The 17,704-nt window shown below is 66.7% G+C and carries 13 protein-coding genes; 6 read left to right on the top strand and 7 right to left on the bottom strand.

From position 1 onward, the window contains the following. Positions 1–86: 86 nt before the first annotated feature. The 3 genes from QRM60_RS06500 to QRM60_RS06490 form a co-directional block, all read right to left on the bottom strand. Positions 87–1,391, bottom strand: a complete 1,305-nt coding sequence (locus QRM60_RS06500; protein WP_012438094.1) for a DUF445 family protein — start codon at positions 1,389–1,391, stop codon at positions 87–89. Positions 1,392–1,995: 604 nt separating this feature from the next. Next, positions 1,996–2,850 carry a plasmid replication/partition related protein gene (locus QRM60_RS06495; protein WP_042597741.1) on the bottom strand — a complete coding sequence of 285 codons (855 nt, stop codon included), beginning with the start codon at positions 2,848–2,850 and terminating at the stop codon, positions 1,996–1,998. A 255-nt stretch (positions 2,851–3,105) separates the two neighbouring features. Beyond that, a complete protein-coding gene (locus tag QRM60_RS06490; RefSeq protein ID WP_115556246.1) occupies positions 3,106–4,458 on the bottom strand; it encodes an aspartate aminotransferase family protein in 1,353 nt (450 codons plus the stop codon). Between the two features lie 358 nt (positions 4,459–4,816). Here QRM60_RS06490 and QRM60_RS06485 point away from each other — a divergent pair, with 358 nt between their 5' ends. The 5 genes from QRM60_RS06485 to QRM60_RS06465 all read left to right on the top strand — a co-directional run bounded on the left by QRM60_RS06485 (position 4,817) and on the right by QRM60_RS06465 (position 11,640). Further along, complete coding sequence (locus tag QRM60_RS06485; protein ID WP_042597737.1) at positions 4,817–6,496, top strand: OFA family MFS transporter; 1,680 nt, start codon at positions 4,817–4,819, stop codon at positions 6,494–6,496. 6 nt (positions 6,497–6,502) lie between these two features. After that, on the top strand, positions 6,503–7,348 hold the full coding sequence (gene fdhD, locus QRM60_RS06480) for a formate dehydrogenase accessory sulfurtransferase FdhD (protein WP_011037498.1): 846 nt from the start codon (positions 6,503–6,505) through the stop codon (positions 7,346–7,348). After that, the gene (locus tag QRM60_RS06475) at positions 7,345–9,693 is read left to right on the top strand and encodes an FdhF/YdeP family oxidoreductase (RefSeq protein WP_115573126.1); all 2,349 of its coding nucleotides are present in this window, start codon (positions 7,345–7,347) and stop codon (positions 9,691–9,693) included. Before fdhD ends, QRM60_RS06475 begins: the two co-directional genes overlap by 4 nt. Beyond that, on the top strand, positions 9,683–9,952 hold the full coding sequence (locus QRM60_RS06470; protein ID WP_040941168.1) for a hypothetical protein: 270 nt from the start codon (positions 9,683–9,685) through the stop codon (positions 9,950–9,952). The genes QRM60_RS06475 and QRM60_RS06470 overlap by 11 nt, the downstream gene beginning before the upstream one ends. A 407-nt stretch (positions 9,953–10,359) precedes the next feature. Further along, positions 10,360–11,640 carry an MFS transporter gene (locus QRM60_RS06465; protein WP_057672238.1) on the top strand — a complete coding sequence of 427 codons (1,281 nt, stop codon included), beginning with the start codon at positions 10,360–10,362 and terminating at the stop codon, positions 11,638–11,640. Positions 11,641–12,205: 565 nt separating this feature from the next. Here QRM60_RS06465 and QRM60_RS06460 read toward each other — a convergent pair. From QRM60_RS06460 to QRM60_RS06445, 4 genes are all read right to left on the bottom strand, one after another. Then, the gene (locus tag QRM60_RS06460) at positions 12,206–12,667 is read right to left on the bottom strand and encodes a bacteriohemerythrin (RefSeq protein WP_115556242.1); all 462 of its coding nucleotides are present in this window, start codon (positions 12,665–12,667) and stop codon (positions 12,206–12,208) included. A gap of 85 nt (positions 12,668–12,752) precedes the next feature. Next, positions 12,753–14,051 carry a diguanylate cyclase gene (locus QRM60_RS06455; protein ID WP_012438097.1) on the bottom strand — a complete coding sequence of 433 codons (1,299 nt, stop codon included), beginning with the start codon at positions 14,049–14,051 and terminating at the stop codon, positions 12,753–12,755. A 74-nt stretch (positions 14,052–14,125) separates the two neighbouring features. Further along, positions 14,126–15,439, bottom strand: a complete 1,314-nt coding sequence (locus QRM60_RS06450) for an FAD-binding oxidoreductase (RefSeq protein WP_285445821.1) — start codon at positions 15,437–15,439, stop codon at positions 14,126–14,128. Continuing rightward, complete coding sequence (locus QRM60_RS06445) at positions 15,439–16,818, bottom strand: glutamine synthetase family protein (RefSeq protein ID WP_285445820.1); 1,380 nt, start codon at positions 16,816–16,818, stop codon at positions 15,439–15,441. The genes QRM60_RS06450 and QRM60_RS06445 overlap by 1 nt, the downstream gene beginning before the upstream one ends. Before the next feature lie 129 nt (positions 16,819–16,947). Here QRM60_RS06445 and QRM60_RS06440 point away from each other — a divergent pair, with 129 nt between their 5' ends. Continuing rightward, positions 16,948–17,703 carry a gamma-glutamyl-gamma-aminobutyrate hydrolase family protein gene (locus QRM60_RS06440; RefSeq protein WP_285445819.1) on the top strand — a complete coding sequence of 252 codons (756 nt, stop codon included), beginning with the start codon at positions 16,948–16,950 and terminating at the stop codon, positions 17,701–17,703. The last annotated feature ends 1 nt before the right edge of the window (position 17,704 follow it).

The raw sequence follows: 17,704 nt of genomic DNA, 5'->3' as shown, positions 1-17,704 counted from the left end.
GATGCAACGTATCGCAGCAAACCACACACGGCCACCACACGGCTAGTGCATTCACGTGCGTGATGGTCACCGCTGCGGTTGCAGCATCAGAACGACAGCCAGATCGACAAGGCGTGCAGCGCAAGTCCGATCAATCCACCCACCAACGTTCCGTTGAAGCGAATGTATTGCAGATCGCGGCCGACCCCCAATTCCAATTGTTCGACGAGGTGACGTTCGTCCCAACTTTTCATCGTCGATGCGATGTGCTCGGTGACCGATGCACGCAGACGCGTGGTGAGTTTGTCGGCTGCATCGAGCATGTGCACGTTGAGTGCTTCGCGCAGCGACGGGTCTTGTGACAGCGACTGGCCAAGCGACTGCATCGAGCGCTCCATGTGCGCGGCCATCGAGGAATCTTCCTTCGCCAGATCATTACGCAGCGCTTCGCGGATCTCGCTCCACAGGCCTTGCACGTATTCCTGCAGGGCAGGGTGCTCGATCGCGCGTTGCTTGAGTTCTTCCACGCGCGCGGCCATCTCCGGCTCCTCGCGCAGGCGGGCGATGTAGGTTTGCAGCCACGCCTCATAGTCGAGCCTGATTGGATGCTCGGGCGTGGTGAGGATGTCCTGCAGTTCGTCGATCGCTGCGCGCGCCATGCGATCGGCCAGGCTGTCGCCGATCTCTTCGATCGGCTTGACCCAGTTCACCGTGCCCACCAGCTTGGGCCACTCGCGGCGTGCGTAGCGCACGATCAGCGCCGACGTGCGCGTCTTCACCTTTTCTTCGTCCAGCCACTGGCCCAGCCGCAGCAGCACTTCATCGAGCAACTTCTGGTGGCGGCCATCGGTGGTGAGCAAGGCCATCACATCGCCGGCGGTGGCGGCGGCATTCCATTTGCGCAGGCGGTCGACCACGAAGCGCTGGATCGCGCGGCGGACGGCTTCTTCATCCAGCAGGTTCAAGGCCTGCAGCAGCCAGCCGCGCGCCATCTGCGCCAGCATGCGCGCCTGTTCCGGCTTGGACAGCCATTCGCCCAGGCGACTGGCGGGGTCGAACACGCGCAGCTTTTCCATCAGCGCGTCCGGTGCCAGGAACTGGTCGCGCACGAAGCCGGCCAGCCCATCGGCCAGCCGCTCCTTGCCACGCGGCAGGATCGCGGTATGCGGAATCGGCAAGCCCATTGGGCGGCGAAACAGGGCCACCACCGCGAACCAGTCGGCCAGCGCGCCGACGGTGGCCGCTTCGCAGAATGCCGACACCCAGGCCCAAATGCCGTGTTCGCCCATCAGGTGGCTGACGACGAAGCCGGCGAACATGGCCAACAACAGGGCCACTGCCAGCAGTTTCATGCGCTGCAGCTGTGCGCGGCGGGGATCGATCGGACGGGTGTCGCTGACGCGTGGTTCCATCGGCGAAGTGTACCCAGTCGGGATGCGAGGGCATGTCCACGCTGTGTGGTGGCGGTAGGGGCGCACGCAGGCGCGAGGGCATTCACGGCAAAACCCGTCGCGCCCGGGTGCGCTCCTACGGTGTGTCGCGCGTTTCAGCTGCGTGAGCGACCTTGGTCTCTCAAAGCCCCCACATCGACGTAGGAGCGCCCTTGGGCGCGAGCAGCGTTACCGGGAATGCCCTCGCGCCCGAGGGCGCTCCTACGGGATTGCGGTGTTTTAAGCGCTCGCGCGGCTGAGCTGTAGGTGCTCCAACAGCTTGCATGCAGCAGCGACTACGTCCTCTCAGAGCACGCGTGACTTACGTAGGAGCGCCCTTGGGCGCAATGGGGCGTTACCGGGAATGCCCCATCGCGCCCAAGGGCGCTCCTACGGGATTACGGTGTCTTGAGCGCGCGGCTGAGCTGCAGGTGCTCCACCAGCGCATGCAACACGGGCACTACGTTTTCCCAGAGCACGCATGACTTACGTAGGAGCGCCCTTGGGCGCGATGGGGCGTTACCGGGCAAGGCCTCTCGCGCCCGAGGGCGCTCCTATGGAAGACCGGAGACCTGCCACCACGGCCTCAGCCGCGCAGCCGCTCCAGCTGTGCCTGCAGCGCGGCGACCTTGGTCTGCAGGGCGGCGTTCTCGTTTTCCAGTTCGGTGACGCGCCGTTGCAACGCCTTGACGTCGCGGCGTTCGGCTTCGCCGCCTTCGGCCTCGTCCGGCTTGGGCTTGCGCTTGGCGTCGCGCACCCGCTTGGCGGCCTGCTTCAGCTCGGCCTTGCCGGCGTGGGCGGCGGCGCGTTGCTCGTCTTCGGACAAGGTGGCCACCGCGGCGGCGGCACTGATCGAAATCTCACCGGCCTTGACCGCCTGCACCACTTCCGGCGCGGCCTGCTTGTGGATGCGCTCGATCATGGTCACCTGGTTGCTGCTCAGGCGTGCTTCGCGTGCCAGCTCGGCGCGGCTGACCGGGGTGGAGGTCTCCTCCCACGGCGGGCTGTCCAGGTCCTCAGCCGGGCGCGCTGCGGCGTCGGGGGTATCGACGTTGAGCTCGGCATCGTTTGCTTCCGGGGGGCTGCCGGCGGCATCGGCATCGCGCTGGCTGCGCTGGCGGGCCGCCAGGATCTCGCGCTTGCGCAGCGCCAGCACGCCGCGCTGGAAGTCCGACACGCTGCGCCGGCCCAGGTGCTGCTCGATCATCCATAGATGCACGTCCTGCATCGACTGGAAGCGCGGGTTCTGCACGGTCTGGAACGGCAAACCGTGCTTCTGGCAGATGCCGTAGCGGTTGTGCCCATCCACCAGCACCTCGCCCCAGAGCACCAGCGCATCGCGGCAGCCTTCGGCCAGCAGGCTGCGCTCCAGCGCCTCGTGCTCGTCGGGCGTCAGCGGGTCGATGTAGGCCTTGAGTTCTTCTTTGACAACGATGTTCATGCGGCAACTGCGGGAGGAGCGGGGCCGGCATTGTAGTGAGCCTGCCCCGGCTTTGCGCGCTTGACGTGGCGCCCGTTGGCATGACACGCGGGCGCCTGCTGCGGGGTCTTTATTAGTCGCAGTAAGGGGCGTAGCGGCACGGGACGTCGCCGTGTGGCGGGCAGGGCGGCCGGCCATGGCGCGGCCGGGTGGCACGCACTGGCCAGTCAGCGCGCCGGCACGCCGATGCGAGCGGCCGCTCGCACGGCAAGGCCTTTAATCCACCTTGCGCAGGATCGCGGCCAGTGTCTCCACCATTTGTCCGATCTGCTCGGGGGTGACGATCAACGGCGGCGACAACGCGATGACATCGCCGGTGACACGCACCAGCAGGCCGCCCTCGTGGAAGCAGCGTTCGAACACCTCATAGCCGCGCGCCCCCGGCGCACCCTCGCGCGGCGCCAGCTCGATCGCACCAATCAGCCCGATGTTGCGGATGTCGATGACGTGCGGCAGCCCGCGCAGGCTGTGCAACGCCTCCTCCCACTGCGGCCCCAGCGTAATTGCCCGCGTGAACAGCTGTTCTTCGGCGTAGGTGTCCAGCGTGGCCAGGGCTGCGGCGCAGGCCAGCGGATGTCCGGAATAGGTGTAGCCATGGAACAGCTCGATCGCCGCCTGCGGCCCATGCATGAAGGCATCGTGGATCGCATCGGCCACCAGTACCGCGCCCATCGGCACCGTGCCGCTGGTCAGGCCCTTGGCGGCGGTGATCAGGTCCGGGGTCACGCCGAAGCGCTGCGCGGCGAACGCCTCGCCCACGCGCCCGAAGCCGGTGATCACCTCGTCGAACACCAGCACGATGCCGTGGCGGTCGCAGATGGCGCGCAGCCGCTGCAGATAGCCCTCCGGCGGCAGGATTACCCCGGCCGAGCCGGACACCGGTTCGACGAACACTGCGGCGATGGTGGAGGCGTCGTGCAGGGTGATCAGCCGTTCCAGGTCGTCGGCCAGCTCCACCCCGAAGGCGGGCAGGCCGCGCGAATACGCATTGCGCTGCAGATCCAGCGTGTGCCGTAGATGATCGGTGCCGGCCAGCAGCGGGCCGAACCATTTGCGGTTATTGGGCAGCCCGCCGATCGACATCCCGCCGAAGCCCACCCCGTGGTACGCCTTCTCGCGGCCAATGAAGCGGGTGCGTTGGCCCTCGCCACGCAGGCGGTGATAGGCCAGCACGATCTTCATCGCGCTATCCACGGCCTCCGACCCGGAGTTGGTGAAAAACACATGGCCCAGGCCCGGCGGGGCCAACGCGGCCAGCCGTTCGGCCAGGGCGAACGGCAGCGGTGAGCCCATCTGGAAGGTGGGCGCAAAATCCAGCGTGCCGGCTTGCGCGCGGATCGCCGCCACGATGCGCTCGCGCGCATGGCCGGCGTTGCAGCACCACAGCCCCGCGGTGCCATCCAGGATCTGCCGGCCCTCCACGTCGCGGTAATACATGCCTGCGGCCGAGGCCAGCAGGCGCGGGCGCGCCTTGAACTGCCGGTTGGCCGTGAACGGCATCCAGAACGCCTCCATCGCCGCGGGTGTCTGCGCCGCCTGGGCGGCATCGCTCGAAGGGTGGTCGTGCATCGCAGGCTCCGGGGCGGGGATGGGCCGACTCTACGGCAGCAGCTGCGTCATCTGGAACCACAGCGGCGCGCACCTGGCGCACCCGGGCCGCGTGGCTGCCGCACGCCTAATCCATAGGGACTAGTCAATTAGTCGCAGCGTCGGCCGCTAACCTCAAGGAACGCTTGCGTGCGGCCGCGCGCGGCAGATTTTTGAGACGCTTTGGCGCGCTGTAAAGCGTTGCAAACCGGTGGTGATCGTCGATGATGCGCGAGACGACCACCAGACGGACCCGAGCGTCGCCGCTGCACCCATCGGATCGCGCAGATCGATCGCAGCCATCAATGGACTTCACATCAGTCAGTTAGGGGAAATACGCATGACGCAAGGGTCCACCGTGGCAAACGCCAACGGCGCAGATGCCGGTTTGTTGTCCAAGGAGCGCATTGTGGCGCGGCCTGGTTTTAATCGTTGGTTGGTGCCGCCGGCTGCCTTGGCGATTCATTTGTGCATCGGCATGGCCTACGGGTTCAGCGTGTTCTGGCTGCCGTTGTCCAAGGCGCTGGGCATCACCGAATCGATCGCCTGCCCGGCCGACATGGGCCTGTTCGCGCGCATGGTGGCCACCACCTGCGACTGGAAGATCAGCGAACTGCAGTGGATGTACACGTTGTTCTTCGTGCTGCTGGGCTGCTCTGCAGCGATCTGGGGCGGCTGGCTCGAACGCGCCGGCCCGCGCAAGGCCGGCGTGGTCTCGGCACTGTGCTGGTGCGGCGGCCTGGTGATTTCCGCGGCCGGTATCCACTTCCATCAGATCTGGATGCTGTGGCTGGGCTCGGGCGTGATCGGCGGCATTGGTCTGGGCCTGGGCTACATCTCGCCGGTGTCCACCCTGATCAAATGGTTCCCCGACCGCCGCGGCATGGCGACCGGCATGGCGATCATGGGCTTCGGTGGCGGCGCGATGATCGGCAGCCCGCTGGCCGATGCGTTGATGCGCCACTTCGCCACCCCCACCTCGGTGGGCGTGATGGAAACCTTCCTGGTGATGGCGGCGCTGTATTTCGTCTTCATGATGGCTGGCGCCTTCGGCTACCGCGTGCCGCCCAGCGGCTGGACGCCGGCCGGCTGGACCGCGCCGGTGGCTTCCAACAACGCCATGATCACTGCCAACCACGTGCACGTGAAAAAGGTCTGGGGCATTCCGCAGTTCTGGCTGCTGTGGGGCGTGCTGTGCCTCAACGTCTCGGCGGGTATCGGCGTGATCGGCATGTCCTCTCCGATGCTGCAGGAAGTGTTCGGCGGCCGTCTGATCGGTGTGGATGCCGGCTTCGGCAGCCTCGACGCCGCGCAGCTGGCCAGCATCGCCGCGATCGCGGCTGGCTTCACCGGCCTGTTGAGCCTGTTCAACATTGGTGGCCGCTTCTTCTGGGCCAGCATGTCCGACAAGCTCGGCCGCAAGAACACCTACACGCTGTTCTTCCTGCTGGGCATCTGCCTGTATGCGGCGGCGCCGTCAGCCGGCGGCGTGGGTGGTATCGCGCTGTTCGTAGGCATCTTCTGCATCATCCTGTCGATGTATGGCGGCGGCTTTGCCACCATTCCCGCGTACCTGGCCGACCTGTTCGGGACCCAGATGGTCGGCGCCATCCACGGCCGCCTGCTCACCGCCTGGGCCACTGCCGGCATCCTCGGCCCGGTGGTGGTTGGCTACATGCGCGAGTACCAGCTGGCGCACGGCAGCCCGCCGTCACAGGTCTACAACACCACCATGTACATCCTCGCCGGCATGCTCGTGCTTGGTCTGATCTGCAACCTGCTGGTGCGCCCGGTAGCCGCGCGTCACTTCATGACGCCCGACGAACTGGCGCGCGAAAAGCAGCTGGCCCACGAAAAGGTGGACCGTAGTGGGCAGGCCGTGCTGGCGCCAGAAGACATGGCGCGCATCGGCCACGGCGGCAATCCTGCGCTGGTGGCGTTTGCGTGGTTGGCAGTGGGCATCCCGATGGCGTTCGGCATCTGGGTCACGCTGCAAAAAGCCTTCGTGCTGTTTCATTGAGATGAGATGACCGGCCAGCCTTCCACTCCCGTGCGCCCCGGCAGTGTGGTGCGCACGGTCCGCCGCCATCGCGGTGGCCGCAGCGCCACCGTGCAGGACATGGTGGCGGCCGAAATGCCGGTCGCCTTCAACTACAACGGCGTGCCGTTCGCAGTGATGATGGCCACCCCCGAAGACCTGGAAGATTTCGCGCTGGGGTTTTCGTTGAGCGAGGGCATCGTGGACCACCCGCAGGACCTGCGGGTGGTGGCGGTGGACACCTTTCTGGAAGGCGCCTCGCTGCAGATCGAGATCCCGCCCGAGCGCGCGGCCGCGTTGGATCAGCGGCGGCGCAATCTGGACGGGCGCAGCGGTTGCGGGGTGTGCGGCAACGAGTCGATCGAAGCAGTGTTGCGTGTGCCGCCGGTCCTGCAGTCGGCATTGCGCATCGATGTCGACGCGTTGGCGCGCGCGCTGGATGCACTGCACGCGCGGCAGCCGATTGCCGCACAGACCGGCGCGGTGCATGCGGCCGGTTGGGCCGATGCGCAGGGCATGGTGCAGTTGGTCCGCGAAGACGTGGGCCGGCATAACGCGTTGGACAAGTTGATCGGTGCGTTGGCGCGTGCACGCGTCGATGCAACGCAAGGGTTTGCGGTGGTGACCAGCCGCGCAAGTTACGAGATGGCCATGAAAGCTGCGCAGGCCCGAATCCCGCTGTTGGCGGCGATTTCGGCACCCACTGCGCTGGCGATCAGTCTGGCCGACAGTGCGGGTTTGACCCTGATCGGGTTTGCCCGCGATCACGATTGTGTTGTTTACAGCCATCCTCAACGCCTGGACCTGGGCGTTGCCGTGGGAGAGCCCGCATGAGCAAGAAAACCATCAAGCAGTACGACAATCCCGCGGGCGGCTGGGGCGCATTGCGCTCGGTGGCCAAACACCTGATGGAACAGGACATCGCGGTGCAGGGCGCCAAGACGCTGCTGCACGCCAACCAGCCCGACGGCTTCGATTGCCCGGGTTGCGCGTGGCCGGATCGCGATCACACCTCCACCTTTGAATTCTGCGAGAACGGCGCCAAGGCCGTGGCGGCCGAATCCACCGCGCGCCGCGCCGGGCTGGAGTTGTTCGCCTCGCATAGCGTGAGCCTGCTGTCGCAATACAGCGACTACTGGCTGGAAGGGCAGGGCCGCCTGACGCATCCGATGCGCTACGACGCGGCCACCGACCATTACGTGCCGGTGAGCTGGGACGACGCATTCGCGCACATCGCCGGGCATCTCAATGGCCTGGCCACGCCGGACGAGGCGATCTTCTACACCTCCGGGCGCACCAGCAACGAGGCGGCATTTCTGTACCAGCTGTTCGTGCGCGAGTTCGGCACCAACAACTTCCCCGATTGCTCGAACATGTGCCATGAGCCATCCGGCACCGCGCTGCGCTCGCAGATTGGCGTGGGCAAGGGCACGGTGTCGCTGCACGATTTCGAGCTGGCCGATGCAATCCTGATCTTCGGCCAGAACCCGGGCACCAACCACCCGCGCATGCTCGGCGAGTTGCGCCAGGCCTCCAAGCGTGGCGCAGCGATTGCCGCGTTCAATCCGCTGCGCGAACGCGGGCTGGAGAAATTTGCCGACCCGCAGGACAAGCTGGAGATGCTGCATAACGGCTCCACGCGCATCGCCTCGGATTATTTCCAGCTCAAGATCGGTGGCGACCTGGCCGCGGTGAAGGGCATGATCAAGCACGTGCTGGAGCGCGATGCGCAGGCACAGCGCGATGGCACGCCGCGTTTGCTGGACCTGGAGTTCATCGACGCGCACACCGCCAACTTCGACGCGTTCGCTGCCGACGTGCATGCGGAAGCCTGGGACACCATCGTCGAAGAGTCCGGCCTGGACGAGGCCGCACTGCGCAAGGCTGGCGAGATCTACCTCAAGGCCGAGCGCGTGATCGCCTGCTGGGGCATGGGCATCACCCAGCACAAGCATTCGGTGGCCACCATCCACATGATCACCAACCTGCTGTTGCTGCGCGGCCACCTGGGCCGCCCCGGCGCAGGCGTGTGCCCGGTGCGTGGCCACAGCAACGTACAGGGCGACCGCACGATGATGATCTACGAAAAGCCGCCGGCCACGTTCCTGGACACGCTGCAGTCGGTGTTCGGCTTCGACCCGCCGCGTGCGGACGGTTTCGATACGGTTGGTGCGATCGAGGCGATGCTGGACGGGCGCGGCAAGGTGTTCTTCGCGATGGGCGGCAACTTCGCGGCGGCCACGCCCGATACCGACGCCACGCACCGCGCGCTGCGCAATTGCGAGCTGACCGTGCACGTGACCACCAAGCTCAATCGCAGCCATCTGGTGCACGGCAAGGATGCATTGATCCTGCCGTGCCTGGGGCGGACCGAGATCGACATCCAGGACGCTGGCTCGCAAGGCGTCACCGTGGAAGATTCGATGAGCATGGTGCACCTGTCGGCCGGCATCAATCCGCCGGCGTCGCAGGATTTGCTATCCGAGCCGGCGATCGTGGCGCGCATGGCCGAGGCCACGTTGGGCGCGCGCAGCGCGATCCGCTGGCGCTGGCTGGTGGGCGACTATGACCGCATTCGCGATCTGATCGCGCAGGTGTTCCCGGACTTCGCGGATTTCAATCAGCGCGTGCGCACGCCGGGCGGCTTCCGCCTGTCCAATACCGCGCGCGACCGCCAGTGGGTGACGCCGGAGCAACGCGCGGTGTTCAAGCCGCATGCGGTGCCTACCGACAACCCGATCCATCGCGCGCGGCGCAGCCGGGGCGAGCAGATGGTGTTCACGCTGGCCACCACGCGTTCGCACGACCAATACAACACCACCATCTATGGCCTGGACGACCGCTACCGCGGTGTGTTCGGCGAGCGTCGCGTGCTGTTCATCAACGGCGCGGATATCGCGGCGTTGAACATGAAGGCTGGCGACTGGGTGGACCTGGAAAGCCTGTGCGAGGACGGCGTGCACCGCGAGGCACGGCGCTTCCTGCTGGTGGACTACAACATCCCGCGCGGCTGCCTGGCTGCGTATTACCCGGAGACCAACGCGTTGGTGCCGCTGTCGAGCTTTGCCGACGAAGCGCGCACGCCCACGTCCAAATCGATCCCGGTGGTGGTGTTGCCGCATCGCGCAGAAACTGCCGATGCCGCGCCGCGTGATATCGGAGCGGTGCTTGTCCGCTGATCCACACCTCACCGCGCAGCTGCTGCACGCGCTGGCCGATGCGCCCGAGGGCGTATCGCTGGCGCGGCTGTGCAAGCAGCTTGGCGTGCGCATGAGCGTGTTGCTGCGCACGCTGGCCTGGCTGGGCAGCGCCAATCTGGATGGCCAGCCGGGCCCGGGCTGGATCCGGGTGGAGGAGCGCAGCGAGCGCCAGTTTGCAGTGCTGACGCCAGCGGGTGTGGATGCGCATGCGCAGCGTGGGTCGTTGGCGGACGGGTAGTACTAGGCGTTTGCTCTTCGCTGCAGGGGCGGAGTGTGCGGCTGCGCGTATCTCGAAACGTGGTCAGTGTGGCGTTGCAGGCGCGGTGAGGTTTACCTGCCGCGCGCCGGGCTGGGCGATTTCAGATGCACAACGTGTTGATCAGCATTGTCTTCGGTGATGCACCTCTTCCGTGTTGAGTGCAGCTGACGTCTCCAGGCACAGCGCGTGTCTACAGGCGTCTCCGTCTCGCCTTCGACACAATACGGCGTCGTTCTTCACCCGGACGATTCCGGACCAACCGTGACACGCAGCGCACTGTGTGTGGTTCGGTAACGCATGCAACTTTTGCGCGCTGGCGGAGGCTGCGCAACACCCCGGTGTGATCTGCGAGAATCGGCCGTCTTTCCAACGGATGCCGATCCTCGATGACTGCCGCCACGCCGCTCGCCACGCCTATCAATTCGCCTGCGCGCGTGCTGTTCGCCAGCCTGATCGGCACCACCATCGAGTTCTTCGATTTCTACATTTACGCCACCGCGGCGGTGCTGGTGTTCCCCACGTTGTTCTTCCCGGCCGGCGATGGCGGCGCGGCCATGCTGCAGTCGCTGGCGACGTTCGCGGTGGCCTTCATCGCGCGGCCGGTGGGCTCGGCGGTGTTCGGGCACTTTGGTGATCGGGTCGGGCGCAAGGCCACCCTGGTGGCAGCACTGCTGACGATGGGCATTTCCACTGTGGCGATCGGGCTGCTGCCCAGCTACGCGCAAATTGGCGTGTTCGCGCCGTTGCTGCTGGCGCTGTGCCGGTTCGGCCAGGGGTTGGGCCTGGGCGGCGAGTGGGGTGGGGCGGTGCTGCTCGCGACCGAAAACGCGCCGCCCGGCAAGCGCGTGTGGTACGGCATGTTCCCGCAATTGGGCGCGCCGCTGGGTTTTTTGCTCTCCACCGGCACCTTTCTGGGCATGGGCGCACTTCTGGACGATGCGCAGTTCATGCGCTGGGGCTGGCGCGTCCCTTTCCTGGCCAGCGCCGCGTTGGTGCTCACCGGTCTGTGGGTGCGCCTGAGCATCACCGAAACTCCGGACTTCCAGAAAGCCCTGGATCGAAACACCCGTGTGCGGCTGCCGCTGGGCACGGTGATTGCGCAGCACTGGCCTGCACTGATCATCGGCACCTTGGGTGCGTTTGCAACGTTCGTCTTATTCTACCTGATGACGGTGTTTGCGCTGGGCTACGGCACCAAGACGTTGGGCTACGACAAGGAGCAGTTCCTGCTGCTGCAGATGGCCGGCATCGTGTTTTTCGCGCTTGGGATTCCGATCTCAGCCAAGTTCGGCGACCGCCACGGCGCGCCGTTGGCAATGATGCTGGCCAGCGTGGCGATCGTGGCCTTCGGCCTGGCGTTCGCGCCGTTGTTCCAGGCCAATCACCCGCTGCAGGTGCTGGCGTTTTTGTCGCTGGGGTTCTTCTTCATGGGCCTGACCTATGGGCCCTGCGGCACCTTGCTGGCCGAGTTGTATCCCACCGAAGTCCGTTACACCGGCGCGTCGTTGTCGTTCAATTTAGCCAGCATCCTGGGCGCGGCACCGGCACCGTATGTGGCCACCCAACTGGCCGCACGCTACGGCGTGCAGGCGGTGGGTTATTACCTCGGCGGTGCAGCGGTGTTGAGCCTGTTTGCGTTGATGCTGGCACGTCGATCGCGACGCTGAGGTAGGCGCGCGTTTTGCGCGCTTGCGCGCGATGGGCGTTACCGACGACGGTTGGTCGCGCGCGAGCGCGCTCCTACCAGGGCTGCTGGTCCTGACTGAAATGGTGTGCCGAGAGCGTGCGCGCAGTTGATGCACCGTGGCGCTGAAGAAGATGGGCCACGCTTCCGTAGGAGCGTGCTTGCGCGCGATGGGCGTTACCGATAACGGTTGGTCGCGCGCAAGCGCGCTCCTAACAGGGCTGCTGGTTCTGATTGAAATGATGCGCCGAGAGCGAGCGCGCAGTTGATGCACCGTGGCGCTGAAGAAGATGGGCCACATATCCGTAGGAGCGCGCTTGCGCGCGATGGGCGTTACCGACGACGGTTGGTTGCGCGCGAGCGCGCTCCTACCAGGGCTGCTTGTTCTGATTGAGATGATGCGCCAAGGGAGCGCGCACAGTAATGCATCATGATGCTCGACGAAGGTTTACATGCCCGTAGGAGCGCGCTTGCGCGCGATGGGGCATTACCGATAACGCCCCGTCGCGCGCAAGCGCGCTCCTACGCGGGCTCAGCCACGCGATACATCAGCGAAACAAGCGCTTGAGCGTCCGTCCCAGCCAGCTGCCGTGTTGATGGGTGCGGCTGAATTGATCCAGGTGCGCGATCACCTGTGGGGCGTAGGCCTGGTCGTCGCCGCGGATGTGGTTGAACAACCAGCGCGAGAGCATGTTGCGGAGTTCGTCGCTGACATCTTCGCCCGCCTGGAAACGCAAGCGATAGTCGTCAACGCGCTTGGCGAACACCGCGTGCACGCGCTGGTGGGCGTGGCTGAAGGGGTAGCCGGCTTCTTCCATCAGCTCCTCTTCGAAGGCGAAATGCGACAACGTGTAGTCGATCAATTCGTCGATCACCTCCGACACCGCCAGCCGCTGCAGGCTGGTCTGCGCCACCTGCAGGTGATTGATCATCTCCACGATGCGGCGGTGTTGGTGATCGATCACCTCGATCCCGGTGTTGAGCTCGTCCTGCCAGACCAGCAGTGCCATCGATATGCCTTGCCCAATGCGATGGGCGCAGGATAGCCACCACGCGCGCCCGGCGCGTTGATCTGGATCAAGCCAGCGCTGCGGCTCAGCTGGCCAGGCGCACCTGATTGCGGCCGCCGGCCTTGGCCAGGTACAGGTATTTGTCTGCTTCGCCCAGCAGGTGATGCAGCGACTGGTCGCGCTGGGTGGCAATGCACACGCCGATGCTCACGGTCATGCTCAGCGTCTCGTCGCCGATACGCACGCGCAGGGCACTGATGCGCTCGCGCAGGGTTTCGAAATAACTCGTGGCGTTGGCGGCGTCCAGCCCCGGAACCAGCAGGCAGAATTCTTCGCCGCCGAAGCGGGCCACCAGATCCTGCGGGCGGGCGTGCCCGGACACCGAGGCTGCCACCGCACGCAGCGCCTGGTCGCCGGCTTCATGGCCCCAGGTGTCGTTGATGTGCTTGAAGTGATCGATATCCAGCATCGCCGCGGTGACGGTCTGGTCTTCCGAGAGCAACTTGGGAATCACCCGCTGGCTCTGCTCCAGAAAGTAGCGCCGGTTGGGCAGGCCGGTGAGGAAGTCACGGGTGGCCAGGTCCTGCAGCGTGCCAATCAGCTCCAGCTGGTCCACGTTCTGCGAGACGCGGCAGAAGAATTCTTCGCGCGAGAACGGCTTGCGTAGAAAGTCGTTGGCGCCGTTCTTGAGAAAACGCGGGATCAGCGACGAATCGCTGTTGCCGGAGATGCCGATCACCGCCACCTTGTCGCGCGAGCGGATCGCACGCAGCCGGCGGGTGAATTCCACCCCTTCCATGCCGGGCATTTCCTGGTCGACGATGGTCAGGCGGATGCCGGGGTCGCGTTCGATCGCCTGCAGGCCGGCAGCACCGTCGGCAGCCAGCACCACGCGGTAGCCATACATCGACAACAACGCCGCAGCATAGGTGCGTGCAGACAACGAGTCGTCCACCACCAGCGCGCCGATGCGCCGGTTGCGCTCCAGGCGCTGCACCAGCCAGGCCAGGTATTCGATGCTGCCTGGCGCGTTCTTGAGCACGTAATCGATGATCTGCTGCTGCAGCACGCGCTGGCGCAGGTCTTCGTCGTAGACGCCACTGACCACCACGGTGGGCAGGTTGCGCGAGAGGAAGAACTCCACCACCTTGTCGCGGTCGCCGTCCACCAGCACCAGTCCGGTCAGGACCAGGAACCAGCCACTTTCTTCGTCCAGCACGCGTGCGGCTTCGGCCAGGGTCGATACGACCGTGACCGGCAGCTCCACGCGTTGCTCGATGGCCTCGCGCAGCATGCTGGTGAACGTGCGCGAGTTCTCCACCAGCAGCACGCGCTGCGGCAAGACTTCGCTTTCACTGTTGCGATGTAGGGTGCCTGGGGACATCGGTCAGCCGTCTGGATCGAACCGTCAGGTCAGCTAACGGCTCGGTTCGGCAGAACTTGAGCACTGCGTCGCACTCACCACAGCGCGTCGCGCAGCCGGTACCAGCTCATCGCGGCCACCAGCAGCGGGGTGCGCAGCAACCGGCCGCCGGGAAAGGGCGCGTGCGGAATGCGGGCGAACACGTCCAGGCGCTGGCTCTGGCCGGTGATGGCCTCGGCGATGACCTCGCCGGCCAGCCCGGTGGCCGCTACCCCGTGGCCGGAAAAGCCCTGTGCGAAATACAGGTTCGGGGCCAGCCGGCCCCAGTGCGGCGCCCGGTTGGCCGAGATGTCCACGTAGCCGCCCCAGACCGTTTCCAGCCGCACGTCGCGCAGTTGCGGGAATACGGTGTGCATGCGGCGGGTCATCAGCCGCGCCAGCCCCGGCGGGGGCAGCGACGAATAGCTGGCCCGCCCGCCGAACAGCAGCCGGTGGTCGGCACTGAGACGGTAGTAGTCCAGGGCCCAGTTGGTGTCGGCCACTGCCATGTCGTTGCGGATCAGGTTGCGGGCCCGCTCGGCGCCCAGCGGCGGGGTGGCACCGACGTAGGTGCCCACCGGCATGATGCGGCGCTCCAGCGGTGCGGCGACGCCGCGCAGCAGCGCGTTGCCGGCAAGCACGCCAAACTCCGCCGAGATGCTGCCCTGGTCGGTGTGCAGCACGATCCGCTCGCCCTGTTGCACCCGCGTCACCGCGCTGTGCTCGTAGATGCGCACGCCGGCGGCCAGCGCTGCGCGCGCCAGCCCCAGCGCATAGGCCAGCGGCTGCAGGTGGCCGCTGGCCGGGTCGAACATGGCGCCGAGATAGAGCGGGCTGTCCAGCTCCGCGCGCAGCTGGCTGCGGTCCCACCACTGCAGTGGATAGTCATAGCGTTCGGCCATGCGCACGATGCCGCGCTGCAGGGCCTGCACCTGGCGTGGCTTCAATGGCACGTGCGCGTGGCCGTCGCGCCAGTCGCAGGCAATGCCGTGGCGCGCGATGCGTTCGCGCAGCAGCCGCATGCCATCGCGCGAATAGTCGAACAGCAGGCGTGCATCGCTGTCGCCGATGAGCGCTTCCAGCGTGTCCTGTTCGCAGCCATAGCCCACGATGGCCTGGCCGCCGTTGCGCCCCGAGGCACCCCAGCCAACACGCCGGGCCTCCAGCACGGTGACCTGGTAGCCGGCCTCGGCCAGCGCCAGCGCCGCGGTGAGCCCGGTGTAGCCGGCGCCGAGCACGCAGACATCGCTTCGCTGCGCGCCGTGCAGCGGCGCCTGCGCAGGCAAGGGCGGCGTGCTGCGCGCATACCAGCTGTCGGGATACCCGTTGCCCGGTGCGTCAGTCGAGCCGGCGGGCAAGGCGGTGGCCATCAGACCGTCCGCAGATACCGGGCGTAGTCCAGGTCCGGCACCAGCGCCTGATAGTCGAGCAGCTCGCGCTGCTTCTGCTCGCCGAACACATGCTGGAACTGCGTGCCCAACTGGGCGGCGATGAAGTCGCTGCGCAGGAAAGCATCCACCGCGCCCTGCCAGGTGCGCGGGGTGAAGGTCGCCTGCGCGTAGGCGTTGCCCTGCACCGGGGCGGTGGGTTCGCCGGGGTGCTGCAAGCCGTCCAGCATCGCGGCCAACACGGCCGCCGCCACCAGGTAGGGGTTGGCATCGGCGCCGGCGATGCGGTGTTCGATACGGGTGTTGTGCGCGTCGCTGTGCGGGATGCGCAAGGCCACGGTGCGATTGTTGAAGCCCCAGCTGGCGTCCAGCGGCACGAACGCATTCGGCACGAAACGGCGGTAACTGTTGGCATGCGGCGCGAACAGCAGCAGCGATGCGTCCGCATGCCGTTGCAGCCCGGCAATGGCATGGCGCAGGGCGGCGGCCGGCGCATCCGCTGTGCCGTGCAGCACGTTGTGGCCCGCGGCATCGAGCAGGCTGACGTGCACGTGCAGCCCGCTGCCGGCCTGGCCGGCGAACGGCTTGGCCATGAAACTGGCCAGCAGGTGTTGCTGCTGCGCGATCGCCTTGATGGTGCGCTTGAGCAGCAGCGCCTCGTCGCACGCGGCCACCGCATCGGCGCGGTGCTGCAGGTTGATCTCGAACTGCCCGGGCGCGTACTCGGCCACCGCGGTATCGGCCGGGATGCCCTGCTGCCGGCACGCCGCGGTGACGGCATCGGTAAAGTTGCGGTGGTCGTCCAGATCCTGCAATGCATACACCTGGGTGCTGGTGTTGCGTTCGCCGGTGTGTGCATCGCGCGGCGTCTGCGGGCGGCCCTGGGCATCGGCCATGGCGTCGAACAGGTAGAACTCCAGCTCCACGGCGATCACCGGCGTCAGGCCCAGCGCGGCGAACCCCTGCACCACACGTTGCAGCACCGCGCGCGGGGCGACCTCGAACAAGGCGCCGTCGGGCGTGTGCATCGCCAGCAACAGCTGCGCCATCGGTTGCGGCGCCCATGGCACCGGGCGGAGCGAGCCGGCGATCGGGCGGCAGATGCGATCGGCATCGCCAATGGCGTAGCCCAGGCCGGTTTCTTCCACTGTATTGCCGGTGATGTCGGTGGCGATCAGCGACATCGGCAGGCACACGCCGTCGCGGTAGACCTTGTCGAGCGCCTCGCGGGTGACACGCTTGCCGCGCAACACGCCGTTGGTATCGGGCAGCAGCAGGTCCACCAGCGCACAGCCCTCGATCGCGGCCAGGGTGGCGGCATCGGTGCTGGGCAGGGACGCGACACGGGTTTCGGTTGCCATGGGCCACACCTGTGAAATCGCCGGCCAGCGTAGCAAAGCGGGCGTGAGCAGGCGCAGGAGTTGCGTGCGCACGGTGGCAATGCACCGGGCGGCGCGCTAAGTTCGAGGGACCGCCAGCGGAGTGCGTTGATGACCATGGTTCCCCTGGTCGGGTTGCCGACCGACCGCAGCCTGCACGGGCCGCATCCGTTCCTGGCAGCGGGCGAGAAGTACGTGCGCGCGGTGGTGGAGGCGGCCGGTGCACAGCCGGTGCTGTTGCCCAGCCTGCAACCGCCGCTGGATGCCGGCGCCTGGCTGCAGCGGCTCGACGGCCTGCTGTTGACCGGGGCGGTCAGCAATGTGGAACCGCATCACTACAGCGACGAACCCAGTTGGGAGGGCAACCCGCACGACCCCGCGCGCGATGCCACCAGCCTGGCCTTGATCCCGCAGGCACTGGCGCGCGGCCTGCCGGTGCTGGCCATCTGCCGCGGGCTGCAGGAGGTCAACGTGGCGCTCGGCGGGCGCCTGCACCAGCGCGTGCACGAAGTGCCGGGCCTGGCGGACCATCGCGAAGACCGCAGTGCGCCGCTGGACACCCAATACGGCCCCGCGCATCCAGTGCAGCTGCAGCCGGGCGGTTGGCTGGCGGCCATGAGCGACACCGCGCAGGTGCAGGTGAACTCGCTGCATGGGCAAGGCATCGCCACGCTGGCCGCGGGGCTGGTGGTGGAAGCCACCGCGCCGGATGGCCTGATCGAGGCCTTTCGCGGCCCTGGCCCGGGGTTTCTGCTCGCGGTGCAGTGGCATCCGGAGTGGCGTGTCACACAGCATCCGTTCTACCGTGCCATCTTCCAGGCGTTTGGCGAGGCCTGTCGCCAGTACGCCGCCCAGCGCGGAAAGTGAG

Source organism: Xanthomonas sp. fls2-241-TYG-148, from assembly GCF_030208815.1.
GTDB classification, from domain to species: domain Bacteria; phylum Pseudomonadota; class Gammaproteobacteria; order Xanthomonadales; family Xanthomonadaceae; genus Xanthomonas; species Xanthomonas campestris.
The sequence above is the reverse complement of the archived record's forward strand: the minus strand, read 5'-3'. Positions and strand labels throughout refer to the sequence as shown.